The sequence below is a fragment of the Streptomyces sp. WAC04114 genome, assembly GCF_019733245.1.
GTDB classification, from domain to species: Bacteria; Actinomycetota; Actinomycetes; order Streptomycetales; family Streptomycetaceae; genus Streptomyces; species Streptomyces massasporeus_A.
The window spans coordinates 15,818-40,509 of sequence record NZ_JAIGQA010000045.1 but is presented as its reverse complement, the minus strand read 5'-3'; the positions used below and the strand labels follow the sequence as shown (position 1 = coordinate 40,509).

At 71.9% G+C, this 24,692-nt stretch carries 15 protein-coding genes and 1 pseudogene; 11 read left to right on the top strand and 5 right to left on the bottom strand.

The window, feature by feature from the left end; all coding sequences use genetic code 11:
- The first annotated feature begins 11 nt into the window (after window positions 1–11).
- Both K4G64_RS15050 and K4G64_RS15045 read left to right on the top strand, forming a co-directional pair.
- Window positions 12–1,430 (top strand): FAD-binding oxidoreductase, encoded by a 1,419-nt coding sequence (locus K4G64_RS15050; RefSeq protein ID WP_221756551.1) that lies wholly within the window; start codon window positions 12–14, stop codon window positions 1,428–1,430.
- Between the two features lie 142 nt (window positions 1,431–1,572).
- Entirely contained in the window at window positions 1,573–2,028 is a 456-nt protein-coding gene (locus tag K4G64_RS15045) for a hypothetical protein (RefSeq protein ID WP_221756550.1), read from the top strand.
- Here the strand turns inward: K4G64_RS15045 and K4G64_RS15040 are convergent.
- The 3 genes and pseudogenes from K4G64_RS15040 to gabT all read right to left on the bottom strand — a co-directional run bounded on the left by K4G64_RS15040 (window position 2,025) and on the right by gabT (window position 4,603).
- On the bottom strand, window positions 2,025–2,720 hold the full coding sequence (locus K4G64_RS15040; RefSeq protein WP_221756549.1) for a phosphatase PAP2 family protein: 696 nt from the start codon (window positions 2,718–2,720) through the stop codon (window positions 2,025–2,027). The genes K4G64_RS15045 and K4G64_RS15040 overlap by 4 nt on opposite strands.
- Window positions 2,721–2,892: 172 nt before the next feature.
- Window positions 2,893–3,105, bottom strand: a pseudogene (locus K4G64_RS40170) (phosphoesterase); the annotation flags it as partial.
- Window positions 3,106–3,268: 163 nt separating this feature from the next.
- The gene (gene gabT, locus K4G64_RS15035; RefSeq protein WP_221756548.1) at window positions 3,269–4,603 is read right to left on the bottom strand and encodes a 4-aminobutyrate--2-oxoglutarate transaminase; all 1,335 of its coding nucleotides are present in this window, start codon (window positions 4,601–4,603) and stop codon (window positions 3,269–3,271) included.
- A 251-nt stretch (window positions 4,604–4,854) separates the two neighbouring features.
- On the opposite strand from gabT, the gene K4G64_RS15030 reads away from it, so the two are divergent.
- The 3 genes from K4G64_RS15030 (at window position 4,855) to K4G64_RS15020 (ending at window position 10,385) form a co-directional block, all read left to right on the top strand.
- Window positions 4,855–6,987 carry an ATP-binding protein gene (locus K4G64_RS15030; RefSeq protein WP_221756547.1) on the top strand — a complete coding sequence of 711 codons (2,133 nt, stop codon included), beginning with the start codon at window positions 4,855–4,857 and terminating at the stop codon, window positions 6,985–6,987.
- Between the two features lie 159 nt (window positions 6,988–7,146).
- Window positions 7,147–8,817: a PucR family transcriptional regulator gene (locus K4G64_RS15025; RefSeq protein WP_221756546.1), complete on the top strand. Its 1,671-nt coding sequence runs from the start codon at window positions 7,147–7,149 to the stop codon at window positions 8,815–8,817.
- Between the two features lie 122 nt (window positions 8,818–8,939).
- Window positions 8,940–10,385, top strand: coding sequence for an aldehyde dehydrogenase family protein (locus tag K4G64_RS15020; RefSeq protein ID WP_221756545.1), 1,446 nt, complete (start codon window positions 8,940–8,942; stop codon window positions 10,383–10,385).
- Window positions 10,386–10,505: 120 nt separating this feature from the next.
- Here K4G64_RS15020 and K4G64_RS15015 read toward each other — a convergent pair whose 3' ends face one another.
- A complete protein-coding gene (locus K4G64_RS15015) occupies window positions 10,506–13,343 on the bottom strand; it encodes a glycoside hydrolase family 3 C-terminal domain-containing protein (protein WP_221756544.1) in 2,838 nt (945 codons plus the stop codon).
- Between the two features lie 324 nt (window positions 13,344–13,667).
- On the opposite strand from K4G64_RS15015, the gene K4G64_RS15010 reads away from it, so the two are divergent.
- The 6 genes from K4G64_RS15010 (at window position 13,668) to K4G64_RS14985 (ending at window position 22,517) form a co-directional block, all read left to right on the top strand.
- The gene (locus tag K4G64_RS15010) at window positions 13,668–15,350 is read left to right on the top strand and encodes an extracellular solute-binding protein (protein WP_221756543.1); all 1,683 of its coding nucleotides are present in this window, start codon (window positions 13,668–13,670) and stop codon (window positions 15,348–15,350) included.
- A 26-nt stretch (window positions 15,351–15,376) separates the two neighbouring features.
- Window positions 15,377–16,414, top strand: a complete 1,038-nt coding sequence (locus K4G64_RS15005) for a sugar ABC transporter permease (RefSeq protein ID WP_221756542.1) — start codon at window positions 15,377–15,379, stop codon at window positions 16,412–16,414.
- Window positions 16,411–17,361: a carbohydrate ABC transporter permease gene (locus K4G64_RS15000; protein WP_221756541.1), complete on the top strand. Its 951-nt coding sequence runs from the start codon at window positions 16,411–16,413 to the stop codon at window positions 17,359–17,361. The genes K4G64_RS15005 and K4G64_RS15000 overlap by 4 nt, the downstream gene beginning before the upstream one ends.
- A 109-nt stretch (window positions 17,362–17,470) precedes the next feature.
- Window positions 17,471–19,675 carry a sialidase family protein gene (locus K4G64_RS14995; RefSeq protein ID WP_221756540.1) on the top strand — a complete coding sequence of 735 codons (2,205 nt, stop codon included), beginning with the start codon at window positions 17,471–17,473 and terminating at the stop codon, window positions 19,673–19,675.
- Entirely contained in the window at window positions 19,675–21,639 is a 1,965-nt protein-coding gene (locus K4G64_RS14990; RefSeq protein ID WP_221756539.1) for a beta-galactosidase, read from the top strand. Before K4G64_RS14995 ends, K4G64_RS14990 begins: the two co-directional genes overlap by 1 nt.
- Before the next feature lie 164 nt (window positions 21,640–21,803).
- Window positions 21,804–22,517 (top strand): hypothetical protein, encoded by a 714-nt coding sequence (locus K4G64_RS14985; protein WP_221756538.1) that lies wholly within the window; start codon window positions 21,804–21,806, stop codon window positions 22,515–22,517.
- A 92-nt stretch (window positions 22,518–22,609) separates the two neighbouring features.
- Here K4G64_RS14985 and K4G64_RS14980 read toward each other — a convergent pair whose 3' ends face one another.
- Entirely contained in the window at window positions 22,610–24,652 is a 2,043-nt protein-coding gene (locus tag K4G64_RS14980) for a TIM-barrel domain-containing protein (RefSeq protein WP_221756537.1), read from the bottom strand.
- Window positions 24,653–24,692: the final 40 nt, after the last annotated feature.

Here is a 24,692-nt window from a genome sequence, read left to right as displayed (position 1 = left end):
GAGTTGAAATCATGGCCCCGAGCGCCATGAATCAGTGGACCCGTTCGCTTTCCGACGTCCAGCCGGTCCCGTACTGGCTGGACGACCCCGGCCGGCCCCGCCCCGAACCCGCCCTCACCACCTCCGAGACCTGCGACCTGCTGGTCGTCGGCGGTGGCTACAGCGGCCTGTGGACGGCGCTGATCGCCAAGGAGCGCGACCCGCGGCGGGACGTGGTGCTGGTGGAGGGCCGCGAGGTGGGCTGGGCCGCCTCCGGCCGCAACGGCGGATTCTGCGCCGCCTCCCTCACCCACGGCCTGCCCAACGGCCTCACCCGCTGGCCCGACGAGATCCACACGCTCCAGCGGATGGGCGAGAGCAACCTCGACGAGATCGAGGCGGCCCTCGCCCGGCACTCCATCGACTGCGACTTCGAGCGCACCGGCGAGATCGACGTCGCCACCGAGCCCTACCAGGCGCGTGAACTGCGCGAGTGGCACGAGGAGACGCAGCGCCGGGGCCTGGCCGACGACGTCGAGTTCCTGGACGCCGACGCCGTACGGGAGCAGGTGAACTCACCCACCTTCCAGGCGGGCCTGTGGGACCGCAGGGGCGTCGCCATGCTCCACCCGGCGAAGCTCGCCTGGGGCCTGAAGCGGGCGTGCGTGGAACTGGGCGTACGCGTCTACGAGAACACCCCCGCCCTCACCCTGAAGCCGTACGGCCCCGGCATGGCCGTACGCACCCCCTACGGCGCGATCCGCGCCCGCCAGGTCGCCCTCGGCACCAACATCTTCCCGAACCTGGTCAGACGCGTCCGCTCGTACACCGTCCCGGTCTACGACTACGCCCTGATGACCGAGCCGCTCACGGCCGAGCAGCTCGACTCGATCGGCTGGAAGAACCGCCAGGGCCTCGGCGACAGCGCCAACCAGTTCCACTACTTCCGGCTGTCCGCCGACAACCGGATCCTGTGGGGCGGCTACGACGCGGTCTACCCCTACGGCGGCCGTGTCCGCGCCGAGTACGACGACCGCCCCGAGACCTACGCCAAGCTCGCCGGGCACTTCTTCACCTGCTTCCCGCAGCTGGAGGGCGTCCGCTTCAGCCACGCCTGGGGCGGCGCGATCGACACCTGCTCCCGCTTCTCGGCGTTCTTCGGCACCGCCCACCAGAGCAAGGTGGCGTACGCGGCCGGGTACACCGGCCTCGGCGTCGGTGCCACCCGCTTCGGCGCCGAAGTGATGCTGGACCTGCTGTCCGGCGAACGCACGGAACGCACGGAACTGGAGATGGTCCGCAAGAAGCCCCTGCCTTTCCCGCCCGAGCCCTTCGCCTGGACGGGCATCGCCCTCACCAAGTGGTCACTGGCCCGCGCGGACGCCCAGGGCGGTCGCCGCAATCTGTGGCTGCGCACGATGGACCGCTTGGGGCTGGGATTCGACAGCTGATCGACCGGGTGTGATCCGGTTCACTCCAACGAGGTACCGGAACCCGCGTAATGGCCGGGGGGACACCCCCTTCTCCCTCGTGATGCCCCTCGGACGCCCCGCGCGTCCGGGGGATAGGCGAGAGAGAAGGGGGTCTTTGACGATGACCGGTGCGAAGACGGCGGTCGAGTGGCTCGCATCCGTGGCACCCGATCCCGACGCCTGCCGCTGGGAGTGGGAGCGCAACCCGCTCGGGGTCGCGCTGCTGCCCGCCGGCAGTGCCTGGGACGTGCTCATCCTCCCCGGCGCACTCGGGTACGCCACGCTCGACGTGCTCACCCGCGTCCTCGACCGGCCGGGCCCCGTGCTCGTCGACTTCGGTGACGCCCGCATGGGGTTCTTCGTCCCGCCGGGCACCGCTGCCCGCTGGCTCGGCACCGGCATCCGCACGGCGGGCGCCGGCACCTGGATCGTTGTGCCGTACCCGGGCCGCTCCTCACCCGGCGGCGTCCGCTGGCTGGTCCCCCCGGACGGCTCGGGCATGCTGACGGACCCGGCCCTACTGGAACTGGCGATGCACGAGGCGGCGGCGGGGCTGGCGACGAAGAGCGACGGCTAGGCCCTGTCGTGCGGATCGGGTTCCAGGGCCGGACGACGCGGCCGGTCCGCTCCCGCCGTCCGCCGCAGGACCAGCCACAGCGACGTGAGCAGCACCGCGCACAGACACCAACTGCCCACGACGTCCAGCGGCCAGTGGTAGCCGCGGCGGACCAGGCCGTAGCTCGCGCCGAGGACCAGGGCCGCGCACAGGATGATCACGGCGCGGCGGGCCAGGGTCGTGCGCAGCCGGGGGAGCAGGAGCAGGGCCGCGGAGCCGTAGGCGACGGCGGCCGTCGCGGTGTGGCCTGAGGGGTAGTAGCCGGTGCCGGGCGGTTCGGCCGGGGTGCCCGGGCGGGCCACCAGTGCCTTCAGGGGCACGATCAGCACCGGGACCAGGGCCATGAGCAGGGCCGCCGCGGCGACGGGGAGCCACCAGCGCTCCGCACCGGCGCGGCGCCCGCGTACGGCGACGTACCCCAGCGCGAGGGCGAGGACGGGGACCGCGACCGGGATGTTGCCGAGGTCGGCGAGGAGTTCCGAGAAGCGGTCCGGGTTCACCAGGACGCGGCTGAGCCGCTCGTCGAGCCGGACGAGCGGGCCGTCGGCGGCGACCTGCCAGGTGATCAGGGCGAACACGAGGGCCGGAAGGGCGAGCAGGAGAGCGGCGGAACCCGGGAGCGTGGCGCGCTCCTGGTTCGCGGAGATCGGCATGGGGCACAGCTTGGCACGAGCACGGACGCCGACCGGCGGCCCGCCACTTCACCTACCTCGGCACCGGCCCGGGACGTGAACCCGGCCTCCACGGCACGGAGATGTGGCTCGCGGTCATCTGGCTGCCGGCGGAGGTTCTCGGCCGGGCCGGGGGCGCGGAAATGGAGGTCGGCCGCCCCGGAACAGGGGGGGTGGTTCCGGGGCGGCCGTCCGGACCGGAACGTCGCGCGCCCCGGGGGGTTTGGGGCGGGCGACTGTCCGATCGGTGAGGAGATTTAGAGCCTCAGGCTCCATTTGTGTGCGCGAGGGCACGACCAGGTCGAAGCTGGGGAGGCCCCGGCCTGATGTCACCCACAGTCCCCTGTGGGCGGGGTGTATCTCTCATCTGGGTAGAACCTACGGCAGGGCCGGGGCGCAGGACAGGCCGCGGGGCGCCCTGTCATCCACCTCGCACACCTTCTTCACACGCTCTGCCGCTCGCCGCCCCGGTGACAGAACCGGGGCGGCTCACCTGCCTGGAGGCCGGCTCAGATGCGCGCGCCGCGGGCTCAGACGCGGGCGAACGCGTGCTCGATGATGTCGAGGCCCTCGTTCAGCAGGTCGTCCCCGATGACCAGCGGGGGCAGGAAGCGGAGCACGTTGCCGTAGGTGCCACAGGTCAGGACCAGCAGGCCCTCGGCGTGGCACGCCTTGGCGAGCGCGGCGGTCGCCTCCGGGTTCGGCTCCTTGGTGGCGCGGTCCTTGACCAGCTCGATGGCGATCATGGCGCCGCGGCCCCGGATGTCGCCGATGACCTCGAACTTCTCGGCCATGGCGCCGAGGCGGGCCTTCATGATCGCCTCGATGTTCTTCGCCTTGGCGTTGAGGTCGAGCTCCTTCATCGTCTCGATCGAGCCGAGCGCACCCGCGCAGGCGACCGGGTTGCCGCCGTAGGTGCCGCCCAGGCCACCGGCGTGCGCGGCGTCCATGATCTCGGCGCGACCGGTGACGGCCGCGAGCGGCAGACCGCCGGCGATGCCCTTCGCCGTCGTGATGAGGTCCGGGACGATGCCCTCGTCCTCACACGCGAACCACTGGCCCGTACGGCAGAAGCCGGACTGGATCTCGTCGGCGACGAAGACGATGCCGTTGTCCTGGGCGAACTTGCTGATCGCCGGCAGGAAGCCCTTGGCCGGCTCGATGAAGCCGCCCTCGCCGAGCACCGGCTCGATGATGATCGCGGCGACGTTCTCCGCGCCGACCTGCTTGCTGATCTGGTCGATGGCCTGCGCGGCGGCCTCGGGGCCGGCGTTCTCGGGCCCGGTCGGCCAGCGGTAGCCGTACGCCACCGGCACCCGGTACACCTCGGGCGCGAACGGCCCGAAGCCGTGCTTGTACGGCATGTTCTTCGCGGTCAGCGCCATCGTCAGGTTGGTGCGCCCGTGGTAGCCGTGGTCGAACACCACGACGGCCTGCCGCTTGGTGTACGCCCGCGCGATCTTCACGGCGTTCTCGACGGCCTCGGCGCCGGAGTTGAACAGGGCGCTCTTCTTGGCGTGGTCACCGGGGGTCAGCTCGGCGAGAGCCTCGGCGACCTCGACGTAGCCCTCGTAGGGCGTGACCATGAAACAGGTGTGGGTGAAGTCGGCGAGCTGCGCCGACGCCCGCCGTACGACGGCCTCGGCGGAGGCGCCCACGGACGTCACGGCGATGCCCGACCCGAAGTCGATCAGCCGGTTGCCGTCGACGTCCTCGATGATCCCGCCACCGGCACGCGCCGTGAACACGGGCAGCACGGACCCCACGCCCTGCGCGACCGCGGCGGTACGGCGGGCCTGCAGCTCCTGCGACTTCGGGCCGGGAATGGCGGTGACGACGCGGCGCTCCTGCGGAAGTGCGGTCATGCGGGGCTCCTGGGGTGGTGCGGATGGTCTGTACGGGCGCTTGGCTTCCTTTCTCGCAGGCTAGGGCGGAGGAAGGGGGGTGGGCATGCTCCATGTGGGCGTTGTCGGCGGGGCGCCTTGTCCGGGGTGGACATGGCCGTCTCGTGGCCTGGTGCCCACGCCCCGGCCGCGTAAGCGGTGAACTCCCCAGGGGAGGGCGTTAGATTGGCTCGCTGATGGTGGACGGAGCGGCTGGTCAGGGGGCAAGGGCGATGGACAGCGACGGGACGCAGGACGCGCGGGGTACGCATGCGAGTCCCGTGCCGCGCCCGGCGGGGCCGCCGGAGGTGCCCGCGATGCCTCCCCGGCCGCCCCGGGCACCGGCGACGCCACCGCTGCCGGACGGATCGGCGTTCCTCTCCTGGCTGCGCGCGCCGCGTCCCGACGCCGCGCCGGGGGTGTGGCGGTTCGGGCACCGGCCGCGGCCCGCGGAGGAACCCGAGGAGATCCCCACCCGGCAACTGCTGAGCGGGGCGCTGATCGCCTTCCTCGTCGGTTGGCTGATCTGGTCGCTGCTGCAGAACGGGTACATCGGCACCTGGTGGTGGGTGCCGTTCGACCTGATCGTCCCCGACGCCTGGCGCGGCGGTGACAGCGATCTCGGGGAGACCGGGACGTTCATCGTCTACCAGGGCTACGAGCTGCTCGTCGCCCTGGTGATCATGGTCGGGGCGGCCCGGCTCGGCCGCTGGGGCGAGGTCTGGCGCCGCTTCGTCACCCCCCGCTTCCGCCGGCCGGAAGCCCAGGAGGCCCGTACGACCCCCGAGGACGACCCGGCCCAGTGGAACGAGCTGCGTGCCGCCGGGGCCGTCGACGCCGCCGAGCGCCTCGCAACCGAAGCCCGCACCGGGCTGATGCGCGACGTCGACCACGCCCGGATCCTGCGGGCCTGGCAGGGCGTGCGCACCGGACGGCACAGCCTCGCCACCTTCAGCGGCGCCGTGCTCAAGGACGGCGCCGCCGCGTGCCTGCACCCCTCCGGGGAGCGCGACCTCCCCGCCCGGCTCGCCCGGCACGACCTCGTCACCGGACAGGTGCGGCTCGGGACCACCGTCGACGACGCCCGCAACCCGTACGCCTACCGCGGCACGGGCCTCGCCCTCGGGCCCGACCTGCTCGGCACCTCGCTCGTCGCCGTCGGCCCCGCAGGGTCCGGCAAGACCGGCACCGTCGTTCGTCCCCTCGCCGAGTCGCTCTGCCTGCACGCCCTCGCCGGGCGGGCCGCCGTGGTCGTCGTCGGGGCGGCAGGCGCGGGGCTCGGGCCGGCCGACGCCTATGACGTGGTCGTACGGATCGGCAATCAGGAGTCCGAGTACGACCTCGACCTGTACGGCGGCACCACCGACCCGGACGAGGCCGCGGCCGTGCTCGCCGAGGCGCTCGTCGGGGACCTCGCCGACCCGCACCCCGGCAGCGACAGCCGCCGCTCCACCACCGTCCTCGCCCAGCTGCTCGGGCCGTTCCGGGCCGTGCACGGGCGTTTCCCCTCCGTACCGGAGCTGCGGCAGCTGCTGGACGGCGCGCCGGGGCCGTTCGCCGCGCTGCGGCAGGGGCTCCAGGAAGCCGGGCAGGAGTCGCTGCTGCGGGAGCTCGACGCCCGGGAGCGGCAGATGGGGCAGCCCGGGGATGTCGGCGGGGTGCTCGGCGATCGTGTCGCGCTGCTCGACCGGCCGGCCTTCGCCGGGTTCTTCGACACCTCCGGGCAGTCCCGGCCCTTCACGCTCAAGGCCCTCGACCACCCGGTGCGGGTGCGCATCGACCTGCCCCAGCGCGGGCACGCCGACGCCTCCAAGATGCTGGCCCGGCTCGTGCTCGCGCAGTTCACGGCGAGTGTCGCGGTACGCGAGGACCGGTCGCTGTTCGCCTGCCTGCTGCTGGACGACGCGACCGGCGTGGTGACGCCCGAGGCTGTGCGCGGCATCCAGCGGCTGCGGTCCGGCAACGCCGGGGTCGTGCTCACCCTGCGGACCCTGGACGACGTGGCACGGCCGCTGCGCGGGCCGCTGCTCGGCGCGACCGGCTGCCGGATGGCGCTGTCGGGACTCACGCCGTGGGACGGGCAGGACTTCGCCGAGGTGTGGGGCAAGGAGTGGACGGAGGCCCGTGATGTCACCGACCGGCAGATCATCGCGGAGACCCCGGCGGGCAAGGCCGTGCACATGCTGCGCCGGGTGATCACCGGCAAGGCCCCGACCGCGCGGGCGGTGACCGTGCGGCAGGTCGAGCGGGAGCGCTGGTCCGCCTCCGAGCTGGCGCACGCCGTGCCGGCGGGGCACGCGGTGCTGTCGCTGACCGACGTCAAGGGCGAGCACGCGCCTCCGCTGCTGGTGGATCTGCGGGGCTGACCCCGTTCCGGCCGGGTGGGCGAGCGGGGAGACCGTACGCCCCCTTCCCACCCGTGCGGGTACGCGGGGACCGTACGGTGAGGCAGAATCGTCACAGGTCGTTCATACGCGGCGGCCAAATGACCACAGAGATCTCACAGCCCTGACGCAGAAGGCCTCATGCCCCCGACGCTCGCCTCGCTCGTCCACCACTCCGCGCTGAAGCTGACCGTGCGGGCGGGCGCAGACCGCCTCGACGTGCCGGTGCGCTGGGCGCACGTCAGCGAGCTCGCCGACCCCGTGCCCTACATGGAGGGCGGGGAACTGCTGCTGATCACCGCGCTGAAGCTGGACGCCGAGGATCCGGAGGCCATGCGCCGCTACGTCCGGCGGCTGGCCGGGGCCGGAGTGGTCGGGCTCGGCTTCGCCGTCGGCGTCAACTACGAGGAGACGCCCAAGGCGCTCGTCGACGCTGCCGACGAGGAGGGCCTGCCCCTGCTGGAGGTGCCGCGCCGCACACCGTTCCTCGCCATCAGCAAGGCCGTGTCCGCCGCGATCGCCGCCGACCAGTACCGTGCCGTCACCGCCGGGTTCGCCGCCCAGCGCGAGCTGACCCGGCAGGCCCAGACCGGCGGCCCGGAGGGGCTGCTGGCCGCGCTGGCCTCGCAGGTGGACGGATGGGCGGCGCTGTACGACGCCTCGGGCGCGGTCGTCGCCACGGCACCGGAGTGGGCGGGGCGGCGCGCCGCACGGCTCACCGGTGACGTGCAGAAGCTGCGGGACCGCCCCGCGCCCGCCTCCTCCGTGGTCGGCGGACCGGAGCACGAGGACCGGGTCGAGCTGCACACCATCGGCACCGGCCGGCGCCCCCGGGCGGCCCTCGCCGTGGGCACGGCCGCCGCCCCGGGCACCGCCGAGCGCTACGCCGTCCACTCGGCCATCGCCCTGCTGACCCTGACCACGGAACGCTCCCGGTCCCTCCAGGCGGCCGAGCAGCGGGTCGGCGCGGCGGTGCTGCGCATGCTGCTGGCCGGGGAGCCCGACCACGCGCGCGCCGTCGCCGGGGACCTGTACGGCGGGCTGCTGGACGCGCCGTTCCGCATCATGGTCGCGGAGCGGGTGCCGGTGTCGGCGTCGGCCGCGCTGGCCCGGGCCGAGGCGCGCAAGGGCGCGCCACCCGTCGAGCGGCCCTCGGCCGCCGCGCTCGCCGCCGCCGACACCGGCGACCCCCTCGCGGTGCTCGCCGACGTCGTGGAGTCCGCGGCGGCCCGGGCCGGCGAGGCCGTACTGGTGGTACCGGAGGGCGAGCGGCTGGTGGTGCTGGCCGCGGACCGCGGCGCCGCCGCCGCGGCCTGCGGGGAGTACGCGGCCGCCCTGGAGACGACCCGGGCCGGTATACGCGAGAAGGTGCCCGGAGGCGAGGACGACGAACTGGTCGTCGGCCTGTCGGCACCGGCCGGGCCCATCGCCGCGTCCGCCGCCTACAAGCAGGCCGAGCAGGCGCTGTCGGTGGCGCGGCGGCGCGGACGCGTCCTCGTGGAGCACGAGCAGATGGCGGCCGGATCGGTGCTGCCGCTGCTCGCGGACGACGCCGTACGGGCCTTCGCCGACGGCATGCTGCGGCCGCTGTACGAGCACGACGCCACGGGCCGCGGCGACCTCGTGGCCTCCCTGCGCGCCTGGCTGTCCAAGCACGGCCAGTGGGACGCGGCGGCCGCGGATCTCGGCGTCCACCGGCACACCCTGCGCTACCGCATGCGCCGGGTGGAGGAGATCCTCGGCCGGTCCCTGGACGACCCGGACGTCCGGATGGAGCTGTGGCTGGCCCTGAAGGCGAGCAGTACCGAGTAGCCAAACCGTAGTGTCCGCGTCCCGCACTGCTACGGCTCGGACAAACGCCCTTCGGCCACCTCGCGCCTACCGTTGGTCCGGTAGCACACGATCACCCCCAACGCCGAAGGGCCGGAACCCACATGACCTCCACCCACGCCTTCTGGCTCGCCGGCCGCCAGGCCACCGGCGAGGACACCTTCGACGTCACCTCCCCCTGGGACGGGCGGCTCGTCGGCACGGTGAGCCTGCCGACCGACGCGCAGGTCGAGGAGGCCGTGGCCGCCGCGCACGCCGTCCTGGACGAGTTCGCCGCCACCCCCGCCCATGTGCGGGCGGCCGCCCTCGACCACGTCAGCAAGCGCCTCGTCGAGCGCACCGAGGAGATCGCGCAGCTGATCTCCGCCGAGAACGGCAAGCCCCTGAAGTGGGCGCGCGGCGAGGTCGGCCGTGCCGTCTCCGTGTTCCGCTTCGCGGCCGAGGAGGCCCGGCGGTTCAACGGTGGCGAGGCCCAGCGCCTGGACACCGACCTCGGCGGCCAGGGCCGGCTCGCCCTCACCCGCCGCTTCCCCAAGGGCGTCGTACTCGGCATCGCGCCGTTCAACTTCCCGCTGAACCTCTGCGCCCACAAGATCGCCCCGGCCATCGCCGCCGGCGCCCCGATCATCCTCAAGCCGGCCCCGGCGACCCCGCTGTCCGGCCTGATCATCGGCGACCTGCTGGCCGAGACCGAGCTGCCCGCCGGCTCCTGGAGCATCCTGCCGGTCGCCAACGACAAGATGCCGGCCCTGGTGCAGGACGAGCGGCTGCCCGTCATCTCCTTCACGGGCTCCGAGAAGGTCGGCTACGCGATCATGGACTCGGTGCCGCGCAAGCACTGCACCCTGGAGCTGGGCGGCAACGGCGCGGCCGTCGTCCTCGCCGACTGGGCGAGCGACGAGGACCTGGACCGGGCGGCGAACCGCATCGCCACCTTCTCCAACTACCAGGGCGGCCAGTCCTGCATCTCCGTGCAGCGGGTCATCGCCGACGCCTCGGTGTACGACCGGCTGCTGCCGCGCATCGTCGCCGCCGTCGAGGCCCAGGTCACCGGCGACCCGAGTGACGACAAGACCGATGTCGGCCCGCTGGTCAGCGAGGACGCCGCCCAGCGCGTCGAGGCATGGGTCCAGGAGGCCGTGGACGCCGGGGCGCGCCTGCTCACCGGCGGCAAGCGCGACGGCGCCTCCTACGCGCCGACCGTCCTGGCCGACGTCCCGGGCGACGTGACGATCTCCTGCGAGGAGGTCTTCGGGCCGGTCCTGACCGTGCAGAAGGCGGACGGCGAGGCCGCTGCCTTCGCCGCCGTCAACGACTCCAAGTACGGCCTCCAGGCGGGCGTGTTCACCCACGACCTCCAGACCGCCTTCCGCGCCCACCGCGCCCTGGAGGTCGGCGGCGTGGTCATCGGCGACGTGCCGTCCTACCGTGCCGACCAGATGCCGTACGGCGGCGTCAAGCAGTCCGGCGTGGGCCGCGAGGGCGTGCGGTTCGCCATGGAGGACTACACCTACGAGCGGGTGCTGGTCCTCACCGGCATCGACCTCTGACGGTCGTCCGACCCGCCCTCTGGCTTATGGAAATCATTTTCATGTAAGCTCTGTGAAGGGGCCCGGCACCGATGCCTTCCGGTGCCGGGCCCCTTCTGTACGCCGGCCTGCTCCGGACCCTCAACCGGAGAAGCCGGCGTGCGCGAGCCGCAGCGGGCCGCGCAGCGTGAGGCGCACGTCGTGGACGCCCGCGGCGGCGATCGACGCGCTGAGGGAGACGTAGTCGTACGGACCCGAGGTCGGTGCGGTGGGCGACAGCACCGCGAGCGCGGGGCCGCTGTCGAGGGACAGCTCGACCGTGCCCTCGCCGGCCACCTCCACCGTCACCTGGGAGACATCCCGGCCGAAGTCGCAGGCGCGGTAGACCAGTTCGCCCGGCTCCTGGCCCGCCGGAGTCACCGCGTCGCCCGAGACCTTCGTCCGGTCCACGATCGCGATGCCCCGCTGCTCGTCGAACCCGGCCGCCGCCAGGCCGGTCGCCAGGACCGCGCGCGGCAGGGCCGGCTCGCCGTCGAGCGTGACCGTCGTCCGCAGCCGGACGTCCTCGCTGGACGCCCCGGCCAGCAGCTCGTACCCGCCCGGCTCCACGCGCCACCGGTCCTGGGCGACGTCCCAGAACGCGAACGCGGTCAGCGGGACGTCGAAGCCCAGTTCGGCCGTCTCCCCGGGGGCGAGCATGACGCGGCGGTGGTCGAGCAGCTCGCGGCGCGGACGCGGCACCGACGGGGCGACGGCCCGGCCGTAGAGCTGGGCCACCTCGTCGGCCGTCACGTCACCGGTGTTGGTGACCGAGAAGGAGACCCGCACCGCCTCGTCCCCGACCCGGGCCCTCAGGTCGCCGTACGCGAAGGAGGCGTACGACAGGCCGTGCCCGAAGGGGAACAGGGGCGTGCCCTCGAAGTACAGGTACGTCTGGCGGGAGCCGATCACGTCGTAGTCGAGGAGGCCGGGCAGGTCGGCGTCGTCGGCGTACCAGGTCTGCGGGAGGCGGCCGGCGGGGGAGACGTCGCCGGCCAGGACGCGGGCCAGGGCGGTGCCGGCCGCCTGCCCGCCGTGCGCGGTCCACAGCATCGCCGGGAGCCCGGCGGTGTCGACGGCGTACGGGTAGGCGGAGACCAGCGCCAGCACGGTGGCCGGGTTCGCCGCGCGGGCGGCCCGCAGCAGCCGCTCCTGCTGCCCGGGCAGCCGCAGGGTCGTACGGTCCTCCGTCTCGCGGCCGTTGATGTGCGGGTCGTTGCCGGCGACCACCACGACCACGTCGGCCGCCGCGGCGGCACGTGCCACCGCCTCCTCGCCGCGCTCGGCGACGATCAGCTCGAAGACCTCGGGATCCTCGTCGGCAACCTTCACGCCGTCGGCGGAGACACACACGTGCCGCCCCGTCCCCAGGTGCTTCAGGAGGTGCCCGTTCCCGTGCGGTTCCAGGCGGAACGTCTCCTGCACGATCCAGCCGCCCGGCTGGTCGGCGGAGGCGCGCAGGAAGCCGTCCTCGGCGACCGAGAGATGGCGGCCGTCGGGGGCGCGCAGGGTCAGCACGCCCTCGCCCCAGTCCGCGAGGGCGAGTTCGGTGCCGGCGGCGTCGGTCGTGAGCACGGGCAGGTCGGTGCGTCCCCTGAGCAGCGCCGGGTCGAGCGCGCCCTCGGCGCCGCGCACCTCGCCGGTTGCCCCCTCGGCCGCCGGCACGTGCAGGAACACCCCCGCGGAGGTCCTCAACCTGACCCGGTCCACGCCCTCCGCGAACTCCACGCGCTCCGCGCCGAACCGCTCGTACAGGCCCTCCAACGGGGTCGAGCGGTGGATGAGCGTGCCGCTGTACCAGTCGAGCTTGCACTCGTCGGCGAGCAGACCCACCACGGCGATCCGGGTGTCCGGGGCGAGCGGCAGCACCCCGTCGTTCTTCAGCAGCACGATCGCCTGCTCGGCGGCCTCAAGGGCGAGGGCGCGGTGCGCCGGGGTGTCGAACTCGCCGGTCGCGTCGTGCGGGTCGTGGCCCGGGTCGAACTCGCCGAGCCGGAAACGGACCGACAGCTGACGGCGGACGGCCGTGTCGAGATCGGCCTCGGTCAGCAGGCCGCGCTCCAGGGCGCCGCGCAGCCGTCCGATGATCTGCGAGGAGTCCGTGCCGTGGTCGGTGAAGCTGTCGACACCCGCGACGAGGGCGGCGGCGGTGGCCTCCTCGTGAGTGTCGAAGTAGTGCTCGGAGTCGACCAGGTTGCTCGGCGCCCCCGCATCCGAGCAGACCAGCAGCTCCTGCTCGGCCCAGGTCCGCAGGTGCTCGGCCAGGTACGGGGAGACGTGGTTGGGGCGGCCGTTGACCAGGTTGTACGCCGGCATCACCCCGGCCACCGCGCCCGCCTCGACGGTGTCGCGGAAGGCCCGCAGGTCGTACTCGTGCAGCACGCGCGGGCGCACCGAGCTCGACGTCGTGGAGCGGTCCGTCTCGTTGTTGTGGGCCAGCCAGTGCTTCAGCACGGGCGCGGTGCGCCAGTAGGTGGGGTGCTCGCCGCGCAGACCGTGCGTGTAGGCCGTGGCGATCGCCGAGGTGAGCTTCGGGTCCTCCGCGTAGCCCTCCTCGTTGCGGCCCCACAGCGGGTGGCGCAGCAGATTGACCGTCGGGGACCAGACGTTCAGGCCGACCCGGTCGTCCTCGGCGCGCATCGCGCGGATCTCCCGGGACACCGCGTCGCCGACGCGCCGCACCAACTCCGGGTTCCAGGTGGCGCCGAGGCCGACAGCCTGTGGGAACACCGTCGCCGGGCCCATCCACGCCACGCCGTGCAGGGCCTCCTGGCCGGTGCGGAAGGCGGCGACGCCGAGCCGTTCGACGGCCGGCGCGAACTGGTGCAGGAACGCGGTCTTCTCCTGAGGCGTGAGCCGCGACAGAAGGTCGTCGATCCGCTTCGCGAACGGCAGTTGCGGATCACGGAACGGTTCGGTGGACGGGGTGTGTGCGGTCACGTGGGGATCCCCTTGCGATGGATCGTGGAGATGCTTTCGAAGCGCTTCGATGCTGGGTTGCCGAGAGGTCGAGTGTCAAGGGAGCGGCGTCATGACTTCAAGCAGTGCATGAGGAAAGGTCCCTTCTCGGACGGCTGAGGAAGTTTGTGAACGACCCTTGTGCGCCCTGGGGTGTTCACTTAACCTCACAGCAACATCGAAGCGCTTCGACTACGGCAGTCCCGGTGGGTCGACAGCTCGCTTCGGCTCAGCCAGTTCCACTCGAGACACCGCAGCCGACGGCCCTCCGCCGGGTGTCCTGGTGCGCCATGAAGGGTTGACGCAATGACGCCGAACGCCGCCCCCGTCTCCTCCGGACCGAGCCGGAGAAGTTTCCTCGCCTCCACGGCCGTCGCCACCGCGGCCGTGACCGGCGGGATGCCGCTGCTGGCCGCCTGCGGCGGTTCGGACAGCGGCTCGAAGGACGGCACGACGTCAGGCAAGAGCGCGAGGAAGCTGCTGCCGGCCTACGTCGCGAGCAACGTGGTCTCCCCGGACATCCCGTCCAGGAACGGCTCGGCCATGGGCTTCACCGGCAAGCTCGACCTGGCCGGCCTCAAGACCTCGGTCCCGAAGAAGCTCGGCAAGGGCAGCCGCATCAGGATCATGTCGCCGTTCTGGGGCACCCCGCCGAAGGGCGACAACGCCTACTACACGGCGATGAACGACCTGATCGGCGTCGACATCGCCTGGCAGAACCAGGACGGCAACACCTACGACGAGAAGCTGGGCGCGGTGCTCGCCTCCAGCGATCTGCCGGACGTCGTGGTCATCCCCAGCTGGAACATGGGCGGCAAGATACCCAGCGCCATCATCAGCAAGTTCGCCGACCTCGGCCCGTACCTGTCCGGGGACGCGATCAAGAAGTACCCGAACCTCGCGGCCGTCCCGAGCGGCGCCTGGCAGTACTCCATCTTCGGCGGCAAGCTGCGCGGCCTGCCCCAGCCCGCTCCCGCCGTCCCCGGCATCGTGCCCTTCTACCGCCAGGACGTCTTCGACGAGGAAGGCTACGAACTCCCCAAGTCCCCGGACGAGTTCCTCGCCCTCGCCAAGGAGATCAGCCGGCCCGGGGCCAAGGTGTGGGCCTGCGACGACATGAAGTGGTCCGCCTTCCAGTTCTTCGGTGTGCTCTCCGGCAGCGAGAAGCCGCTCGGCTGGAACCTGGCCGACGGCAAGATGGTCTACCGGGTCGAGACCGAGGAGTACCTCGAGGCGCTGGAGTGGGTGCGCAAGCTGTACGCGGCGGGTGTGGTCCACCCCGACGCGAGGGCGGTCCAGGGCACCGCGGCCGACCGGTTCACCGCCGGACAGGTGCTGATCTACAACGACAACATCTCGTCCTGGTGGGGCAAGATGGCCGAGCAGGCGGGCCAGAAGACCGACTTCCGCATCTCCGGCATGGACATCTTCGGCGCCGACGGCGGCGACCCCGTCCTCTGGGCCGGCTCGCCCGCTGGCATCTTCGCCTTCGTCAACAAGAAGGCGTCCAAGGCCGTCGTCGAGGACGTCCTGGCCGCGGCCGACGTCACCGCCGCCCCGTACGGCACCAAGGAGTACATGCTCACCAACTACGGGGTGGAGGGCACCCACTACACCGTCGAGGACGGGGTGCCCACCAAGAACGACAAGGGCAACCAGGAGGTCATCAACGCCTATGTGATGCTGGCCGGCCCCGCCCCGACCATCGCGCACCCGGACCTGCCGGACATCGCGAAGGAGCAGGTGGAGTGGCAGCAGCGGATGGGCGCCTTCACCAAGAAGTCCACCTTCTGGGGCATGCAGATCACCGAACCGGCGCGCTACACCAACCTCTCCAACGACTTCGAGCAGCTGGAGGACGACACCGTCCGCGGCCGCAAGAAGATCAGCGATGTGCAGCAGGCCGTCTCCGACTGGAAGAAGCAGGGCGGCGACAAGCTGCGGGACTGGTACCAGAAGCTGCACGACACCAACGGTTCCGCGCAGTGACCCGGCGCTGAGGCGAGGAGATCTCCGTGTCCCACAGCACGGTGCCGCGCAGCAGGGCCCAGGCGGAGACCACCGAAACAGCTCCCCGGGCGGCGGACGCCACCGGACGGCGGCCGGGGAAGAGGAAACCCCCCGGCAAACTGAGCCTCGGGCTGCGGTTCCGCCGCGACCGCACGCTGATCCTGATGACCCTGCCGGCCGTCACGCTGGTCCTGGTCTTCAACTACATCCCGATCCTGGGCAACGTCGTCGCCTTCCAGGAGTACGACCCCTACGTCAGCGACAACGGCTTCGTCGCGATGCTGGAGAGCCCCTGGGTGGGTGTCGAGCAGTTCGAGCGGATCTTCGCGGACTCGGCGTTCTGGGACGCCGTGCGGAACACGCTCGTGCTGTTCGGCCTCCAGCTGGTGCTGTTCTTCCCCATCCCGATCGTGCTCGCGCTGCTCATCAACAGCGTGCTCAGGCCCCGGATCCGGGCGGTGTCGCAGGCGATCCTCTACCTGCCGCACTTCTTCTCCTGGGTGCTGGTGATCACCGTCTTCCAGCAGATCTTCGGCGGGGCGGGCATCATCGCGCAGACCCTCCGCCGGCACGGCTACGAGGGCTTCGACCTCATGACCGACCCGGGGATCTTCAAGTTCCTGGTGACGTCGGAAGGCGTCTGGAAGGACGCGGGCTGGGGCATCATCGTCTTCCTCGCCGCGCTCGCCTCCGTGAGCCCCGACCTGTACGAGGCGGCGGCCATGGACGGGGCCGGGCGCCGGCGCCGGATGTGGCACGTCACGCTGCCCGCGCTGCGGCCCGTGATCGCCCTGCTGCTGGTGCTGCGCGTCGGTGACGCGCTGACCGTCGGCTTCGAGCAGATCCTGCTGCAACGCGACGCGGTGGGACCGGGGGCGGCGGAGGTCCTCGACACCTATGTGTGGTGGAACGGCGTCCGCAACCAGGACTTCAGCTACGCGGCGGCGGCCGGCCTGATCAAGGGCCTGGTGAGCGTGGCGCTCGTCCTCGCCGCGAACAAGGTGGCCCACTTCATGGGCGAGCAGGGGGTGTACAAGAAGTGACCGCCGTCATCGACAAGGCCGCCCTCGACGAGGCGGCGCGCGAACCCCGCTTCTGGGAGGCCCCGCCGCGGCCCGTCTGGGAGGAGGAGCCCGGCAGGGCCGGGGTCGCGGCCAAGGGCGTCGTCCTGGCCGGTGCCTGCCTCGCGGTGCTCTTCCCGCTGTGGATCGTCATCGTCACCAGCCTGTCCACGAAGCAGACCATCAACGCGGCCGGCGGCCTGGTGGTGATCCCGAAGGGCATCACCTTCGTCGCCTACCAGGAACTGCTGAGCGGCGGGCAGGTGACCCGGGCCGCGATCGTCAGCGTGTGCGTCACCCTCGCCGGCACGGTGTTCTCCATGACGGTGTCGGTGCTGGCCGCCTACGGCCTGTCCCGCAGCGGGTCGCTGGGTCACCGCTGGCTGCTGATGACCCTGCTCGCGACGATGTTCTTCGGAGCCGGGCTCATCCCGACGTATCTGCTGGTGCAGTCGCTGGGACTGACCGACACCTATCTCGCGCTGATCCTGCCGAGCGCGGTCAGCGTCTTCAACATCCTGGTGCTGCGGGCGTTCTTCATGAACATCTCGCCGGAACTCGTCGACAGTGCGCGGATCGACGGGGCGGGGGACTGGCGGATCCTCTGGCAGATCGTCCTCCCGCTCTCGCGGGCCGTCATCGCGGTGATCACGCTGTTCTACGCGGTGGGGTACTGGAGCGCCTGGTTCAACGCGTCGATCTACCTCAGCGACCAGAGCATGATGCCGCTGCAGAACGTCATGATCCAGCTGGTGCAGAAGCAGGAGGCGCCGGTCGGGGTGAGCCAGGCGATCAAGACCGGGCAGATCTCCGCGCTGGCGATCCAGATGGCCGTGATGGTGATGGCGTTGCTGCCGGTCGCCGTGATCTCACCGTTCGTCCAGAAGCACTTCAAGAAGGGCATGCTCACGGGCGCCGTCAAGGGCTGAACGCCCTCCGGCCGCAGGGTCTCTGCGGCGGCGTGTTGGTCGATCGCGCAGTTCCCCGCGCCCCTGAGGTATGTCTCCCCACCCCTTCTCGTAGATCGAGGTATGTGTCATGCATGTGTCCCGCCTCAGCAGAAGAGCCGTCCTGGCCGGGACCGCTGCCGCCGCAGCGGCCGTCTCCCTACCTCCGGCACACGGGGTGGCGCAGGCCGCCACGGCCCCCGCGCAGAGCGGATACCGCTGGCGCAACGCGGTCCAGGGCGGCACCGGATTCATCACCGGGGTGCTGTTCCACCCCTCCGTCAAAGGGCTCGCCTACCTCCGCACCGACATCGGCGGCGCCTACCGGTGGGACGAGCGGAGCGGCCGGTGGATCCCGCTGACCGACCACATCGGCTGGGACGACTGGAACCTGCTGGGCGTGGAGGCCATGGCCGTCGACCCGGCGCATCCGGACCGGGTCTACCTCTCCCTCGGCACCTACACGCAGTCCTGGGCCGGCAACGGGGCCGTGCTGCGGTCGGAGGACCGTGGCGCGACCTGGCAGCGCACCGACCTCACCGTCAAGCTCGGCGCCAACGAGGACGGCCGGGGCTGCGGAGAGCGGCTGCTCGTCGACCCTCGCGACAGCGACACCCTGTGGCTCGGCACCCGGCACGACGGACTGCTCAAGTCCACCGACCGGGGCGCCACATGGAAGGCCGCGAGCTTCCCGGCCACCCCCGGCGCCACCGGCCAGGGCATCACGCTCCTGGTCGCCGCAGGCCGCAGCGTCTACGCAGGCTGGGGCGACTCCGACGGCACCGCGGGGAAGCCCAACCTGTACCGCACCTTCGACGGCACCACCTGGGAGGCCGTCCCCGGGCAACCCACCGGCACCGCCGCCAAGGTCCCGGTCCGGGCCGCGTACGACCGGCACACCCGCGAGCTGTACGTGACCTACGCCGACGCCCCCGGCCCGAACGGCCAGTCCGACGGCAGCGTGCACAAGCTGCGGACGGCGAACGGGAAGTGGAGCGAGGTCACGCCCGTCAAGCCCGGCGGGGCGACGGGCGACGGCGGGACCGACTCCTTCGGCTACGGCGGTGTCGCCGTCGACGCCCGCACCCCGGGGACCGTCGTCGTCTCCACCAACAACCGCTGGTCGCTGGTGGACACCCGGTACCGGACCACGGACGGCGGCCGCTCCTGGACGTCCCTGAAGGACAAGGCCGTCCTCGACGTCTCCGAGACGCCCTACCTCAAGTGGGGCGGCGACGAGCCCAAGTTCGGCTGGTGGATCCAGGCCGTCGGGCTCGACCCGTACGACTCCCGGCACGTCGTCCACGGCACCGGCGCGACCCTCTACGGCACCCGCGACCTCAAGCACTGGGCCCCGCAGATCCGCGGCGTGGAAGAGGCCTCCGTACGCCAGTTGATCTCGCCCCCGAGCGGCGAGGCCCACCTGCTCAGCGGGTCCGGGGACATCGGGGTGATGTACCACGAGCGGCTCACGGCATCGCCGTCACGCGGCATGGCGTCGAACCCCGTGTTCGGCACGGCGACGGGCCTGTCGCTGGCCGCCGCGAAGCCGTCGTACGTCGTCCGGGCCGGATGGGGCGACCACGGCAACGGCGCCTGGTCTGACGACGGCGGGAAGACCTGGACGCCCTTCGAGGCCCAGCCGGACGTCGCCAAGTCCGCGCCCGGCCCGATCGCCATCAACGCCGACGGCAGTGTGCTGTTGTGGTCCTTCGGCATGGCCGACCCGGGCTACCGCTCCACGGACAACGGCGCCACCTGGGCGGAGGTCGCCTCCTACCCGAAGGGTGCCGTGCCCGTCGCGGACCCCGTCGATCCGGCCCGCTGCTACGCCTTCGACACCTCCACGGGCACGCTCCACGCCAGCACCGACCGCGGCCGGACCTTCACCGCGCGGGCCACCGGCCTGAACGCGGGGGACACCGAGTTCCAGCTGGCCGTCACGCCCGGGCGCTCCGGTCACCTGTGGCTGAGCCTGAAGTGGAACGGGCTGTACCGGTCGACGGACGGCGGTGCGACCTTCTCCAAGGTGAGCAGCTGCTGGGCCTCGTACACCCTCGGCTTCGGCAAGGCCGCCGAGGGCGCTGCGTACCCGGCCGTCTACATGGTCGGCTCCACCGCGACCGTCACCGCCGTGTACCGCTCCGACGACGAGGCGAAGACCTGGACGCGGATCAACGACGACCGGCACCAGTGGGGCTGGATCGGCGCGTGCATCGCCGGCGACCCCCGGGTGTACGGCCGGGTCTACATCGGCACCAACGGCCGCGGGGTGCAATACGGGGAGCCCGTCTGATGCCCGACCTGAGTGAGGTGACCAGGGGGCGGCTGCTCTTCGGCGGCGACTACAACCCCGAGCAGTGGCCCGAGGAGACCTGGCACGAGGACGTCCGGCTGATGAAGGCCGCGGGCGTCAACTCGGTCACCCTCGGCGTCTTCTCCTGGTCGAAGCTGGAACCCGAGCCGGGAGCACGGGAGTTCGGCTGGCTGGACACGCTGATGGACCTGATGCACGCAAGCGGCATCGGCGTCGTCCTTGCCACCCCGACCTCCTCGCCCCCGCCCTGGATGGGCCGGCTGCACCCCGACACCCTGCCCGTCGCCGAGGACGGCCGCACCGAGTGGTGGGGCGGCCGCCAGCACTTCTCGCACTCCAGCGCCACCTACCGGCGCTACGCCGCCGCCATCACCGAGGACCTGGCCGCCCGCTACGGCGACCACCCGGCCCTGACGATGTGGCACATCAACAACGAGTACTGCACCTCCGACCACGGCGACCAGGCAGCCGCATCCTTCCGGCGGTGGCTGCGTGAGAAGTACCGCACGCTCGACGCCCTCAACGAGGCCTGGGGCACCGCCTTCTGGAGCCAGGGCTACGACACCTGGGACGGCATCCTGCCGCCCCGCCTGCCCCACTACATGCGCAACCCCGGCCAGGTCCTGGACTTCCGCCGCTTCACCTCCGACATGCTCCTGGAGTGTTACACCGCCGAGCGGGACATCGTCCGGCGGCACACCCCGCACCTGCCGGTCACCAGCAACTTCATGCCGCTGTGGTTCGGGCAGGACGCCTGGCGCTGGGCCGAGGAGGAGGACGTCGTCTCCGTCGACCTCTACCCCGACCCGCGCGACCCCCTCGGCGCGCAGAACGGCGCCCTGGTCCAGGACATGACCCGCTCCCAGGCGCGCGGGCCCTGGATGCTGATGGAGCAGGCGGCCGGACCGGTCAACTGGCGGGGCGTGAACCATCCCAAGCCGCGCGGCCTCAACCGGCTCTGGTCCCTCCAGGCCGTGGCCCGGGGAGCCGACGCCGTCTGCTACTTCCAATGGCGGCAGTCCCGGCAGGGCGCGGAGAAGTTCCACTCCGGCATGGTCAGCCACGCGGGGGAGGAGGGCCGGACGTACCAGGAGGTCAAGCGGCTCGGCGCCGACCTGGAGCGGATCGCCCCCGAGGTGACCGGCCGGCACCTCACCGCGAACACCGCCGTCCTGCACGACTGGCACTCCTGGTGGGCCGGCGCCCAGGACGGCCGCCCGTCCACCCTGGTGGAGTACAGGGCCGTCCTGCGCGCCTGGCACCGGGCCCTGTGGCAGGCGCACCTCACCACCGACTTCGCCCACCCCGAGCACGACCTGACGCCGTACTCGCTGGTCGTCGTGCCGCAGCTGTACTCCCTCACCGACGCAGCGACCGACAACCTCCTCGCCTACGTACGGCAGGGCGGCACCCTCGTCTGCGGCTTCCAGACGGGCGTGGCCGACCAGGACGACCGCGTTCGCCCCGGCGGCATGGACGTCCGGCTGCGCGAGCTGTTCGGCATCCGCACGCTGCACGAGTGGTGGCCGCTGGAAGCGGGGGAGACGGTCGCCTGCGAGTGCTTCCGGGGCACCCTGTGGTCCGAGGAGATCGAGCCGGCCGACCCCGACCACACGAGCTGCTACAAGGGCGGCGAACTGGACGGCATGCCCGCCGTCCTGCGCAAGGGCCGGGCCTGGTACGTCTCCACCCTTCCGGAGCCCGGGGCGCTGCGCGACCTGCTGACGTCGGTCGCCGCGGGAGTGGGCGTCCGGCCGGTGCTCGACGGCCTCCCCGAGCAGGTCGAGGCCGTGCGCCGGGGCGAGGTGCTGTTCGTCCTGAACCACGGCCGCGAGCCGGTGACCGTCGAGGTGCCCGGCACCCACCGCGACCTGCTGTCCGAAACGGACGTCACCGACCGGGTCACCCTCGGCCGCTACGAAGCGGCGGTGCTGCGGCCATGACCGACTCACCCCCCGCCCACGGCACCGACGCCGACGCCCCACCGCGTCGAACCGCGGACTTCCTCCGGCGCAGAATCCCTCCACCTGGTCGCCGGGGAAGACCACGTCCTCACCCTGAGGGCGTGGTGGTTCCCCCCATCCCCCCACCCCATGGAAGGGACACCATGGCATCACGCACGCTGAGCAGGGTCACCAAGGCCCTGCTGGCCTCCGCCCTGGCCCTCGGCGCCACCGTCGGCCTCACCTCCGCCCCCGCCTCCGCCGCCGTCTGGAACTCCTGCGACCAGTGGGGCAACACGAACCTGAACGGCTACACGCTCTACAACAACATCTGGGGCTCCGGCGCCGGCAGCCAGTGCATCTGGGCCAACTCCGGCACCAACTGGGGCGTCTGGGCCGACCACCCGGGCACCGGCGGCATCAAGTCCTACCCGAACCAGACGAAGGCGATAAACAAGTCGATCACCTCGCTGACTTCGCTGACCAGCGGCTACAACGTCAGCGTTCCGTCGTCCGGCGCGTACAACACGTCGTACGACATCTGGGACACGGACCACGACTACGAGATCATGCTCTGGGTCAACAAGACCGGAGCCGTCGGCCCGCTCGGCTCCTCGCAGGGCACCGTTGCCCTGGGCGGCCACTCCTGGAACGTCTTCAAGGGCACCAACGGTGCCAACGAGGTGTTCTCGTTCATCCGCACCTCCAACTCCAGCTCCGGCACCGTGAACATCCTGCCGATCCTGAAATGGATCAAGGACACCAAGAAGTGGATGGGCAACGAGACGATCGGTGACGTGCAGTTCGGCTACGAGGTCACCTCGTCGTCCGGCGGCCTGAACTTCACCACCAACAACCTGACGGTCAGCAGCAGCTGACCGGCCGCGGGGCCGGGAACCGGACGGAAGCCGGCCGAACAGGCGGGAGGGGATGGCCGAAGGACCTCCATCGGCCATCCCCTCCGACGCGGCTACTCCGCGACGGGCAGCCGCGCCCCGTCCCGCAGGAACAGCGGGATGCGGTCCAGCGGGGCGTCGACCGTCACGGCCCGGCCGCCCTCGTACGTCTCACCCGTCCACGCGTCCCTCCAGGACGCCCCCGCCGGCAGATACGCCGCACGGACAGTGGCGCCGGCCGTCAGCACCGGCGCGACCAGCAGGTCCGGGCCGAACAGGTAGGAGTCGTCGACCGACCAGGCCGCCGGATCGTCCGGGAACTCCAGGAACAGCGGCCGCATCACCGGCAGACCCTCCTCGTGGGCCGCCCGCATGACGTCCAGCACATACGGCTTCAGCCGCTCGCGCAGCCGCACGTACTTCTCCAGGATCGCCCCGGCCTCCTCGCCGTACGACCACACCTCGTTCGGGCCGCCGGTCATCTCCGGGCCCAGTGGCATGCCCGGGTCGCGGAAGCCGTGCAGCCGCATCAGCGGGGACAGGGCGCCGAACTGGAACCAGCGGACCATCACCTCCCGGTACGCCGGGTCGTCCGGGTCGCCGCCGTGGAAGCCGCCGATGTCGGTGTTCCACCACGGGATGCCCGACAGCGCCGTGTTCAGCCCGGCCGCGATCTGGCGGCGCAGGGTCGGGAAGTCCGTGCCGATGTCACCGGACCACAGGGCGGCGCCGTAGCGCTGACTGCCCGCCCACGCCGAGCGGTTGAGGGTGACGATCTCCTCCTCGCCGGTGGCGGCCAGGCCCTCGTAGAAGGTGCGGGCGTTCTCCGCCGGGTAGGCGTTGCCGACCTCCAGGCCCGGGCCCGCCCAGTAGCGCAGGTTCTCCTGGAATCCCGGCTTCAGCTCCGGCTCGCAGGCATCCAGCCAGAACGCCGTGATGCCGTACGGGTCGAGGTAGTTCTCCTTCACCTTCGACCACACGAACTCCCGCGCGTCCGGGTTGGTGGCGTCGTAGAAGGCGACCTGGACCGTGGAGGCGACCTCCTTGTCGGGCCAGTCGGCGTGCGCCACCGGGCCGTACTGGGTGCCGATGAACCAGCCCCGCTGCTCCAGCACCGGGTGGTTCTCGCTCAGCGGCGACACCGACGGCCAGACGCTCACCACCAGCTTGATGCCGAGCTCCTCCAGCTCCCGCACCATCGCCGCCGGGTCGGGCCACTCCTTCGGGTCGAACTTCCAGTCGCCGAGGTGCGTCCAGTGGAAGAAGTCGCAGACGATCGCCGAGAGGGGCAGCCCGCGCCGCTTGTACTCCCGGGCCACCCCCATCAGTTCGTCCTGGGTGCGGTAGCGCAGCTTGCACTGCCAGAAGCCCGCCGCCCACTCAGGCAGCATCGGGCTGCGGCCGGTCACCGCGCTGTAGCGGCGCTGGCCGCCGGCCGGGTCGCCCGCCGTGATCCAGTAGTCGATCTGCCGGGCCGAGTCGGCGACCCAGCGGGTGCCGTTGTGCGCCAGCTCCACGCGGCCGATCGCCGGGTTGTTCCACAGCAGGGTGTAGCCGCGGCTGGAGGTCAGCACCGGGATGCCGACCTCGGCGTTGCGCTGGATCAGGTCCAGCACCAGGCCCTTCTGGTCCAGGCGCCCGTGCTGGTGCTGGCCGAGGCCGTACAGCTTCTCGTCGTCGTAGGCGGCGAAGCGCTGCTCCAGGCGGTGGTGGCCGTTGCCGACGGCCGTGTACAGGCGGGAGCCCGGCCACCAGAAATGGGCGCGGTCCTCGGCGAGGAGCTCGGTGGAGTCGTCCGTGCGCAGGAAGCGGACCAGGCCCTCGGCGCTCACCTCGACGGTGAGCGCGCCGACGGTCAGCAGTCCCCGGCCGTCCTCGATCTTCACCGCGGCCGGCGTCGCGGGAGCCTCGTCGAGCAGGGCGCCCGGCAGCCCTTCGAGGACGGGGCCGCCGAGCCGGGCACGCACCCGGACCGCGTCCGGACCCCAGGGCTCGATCCGGACGGTCTCCTGGCGGCCGCTCCACTCCAGCGCACCGTCCCGCTCGCGGAACGTGCCGACGGTCGGGGAGGACTGCGCGAGGCTCACCTGGGGCTGGGTCTCAGCAGGCTGATTCACGAGGCGGGCTCCTGTCCGGAAGCAGACATGGGGGTGCCCC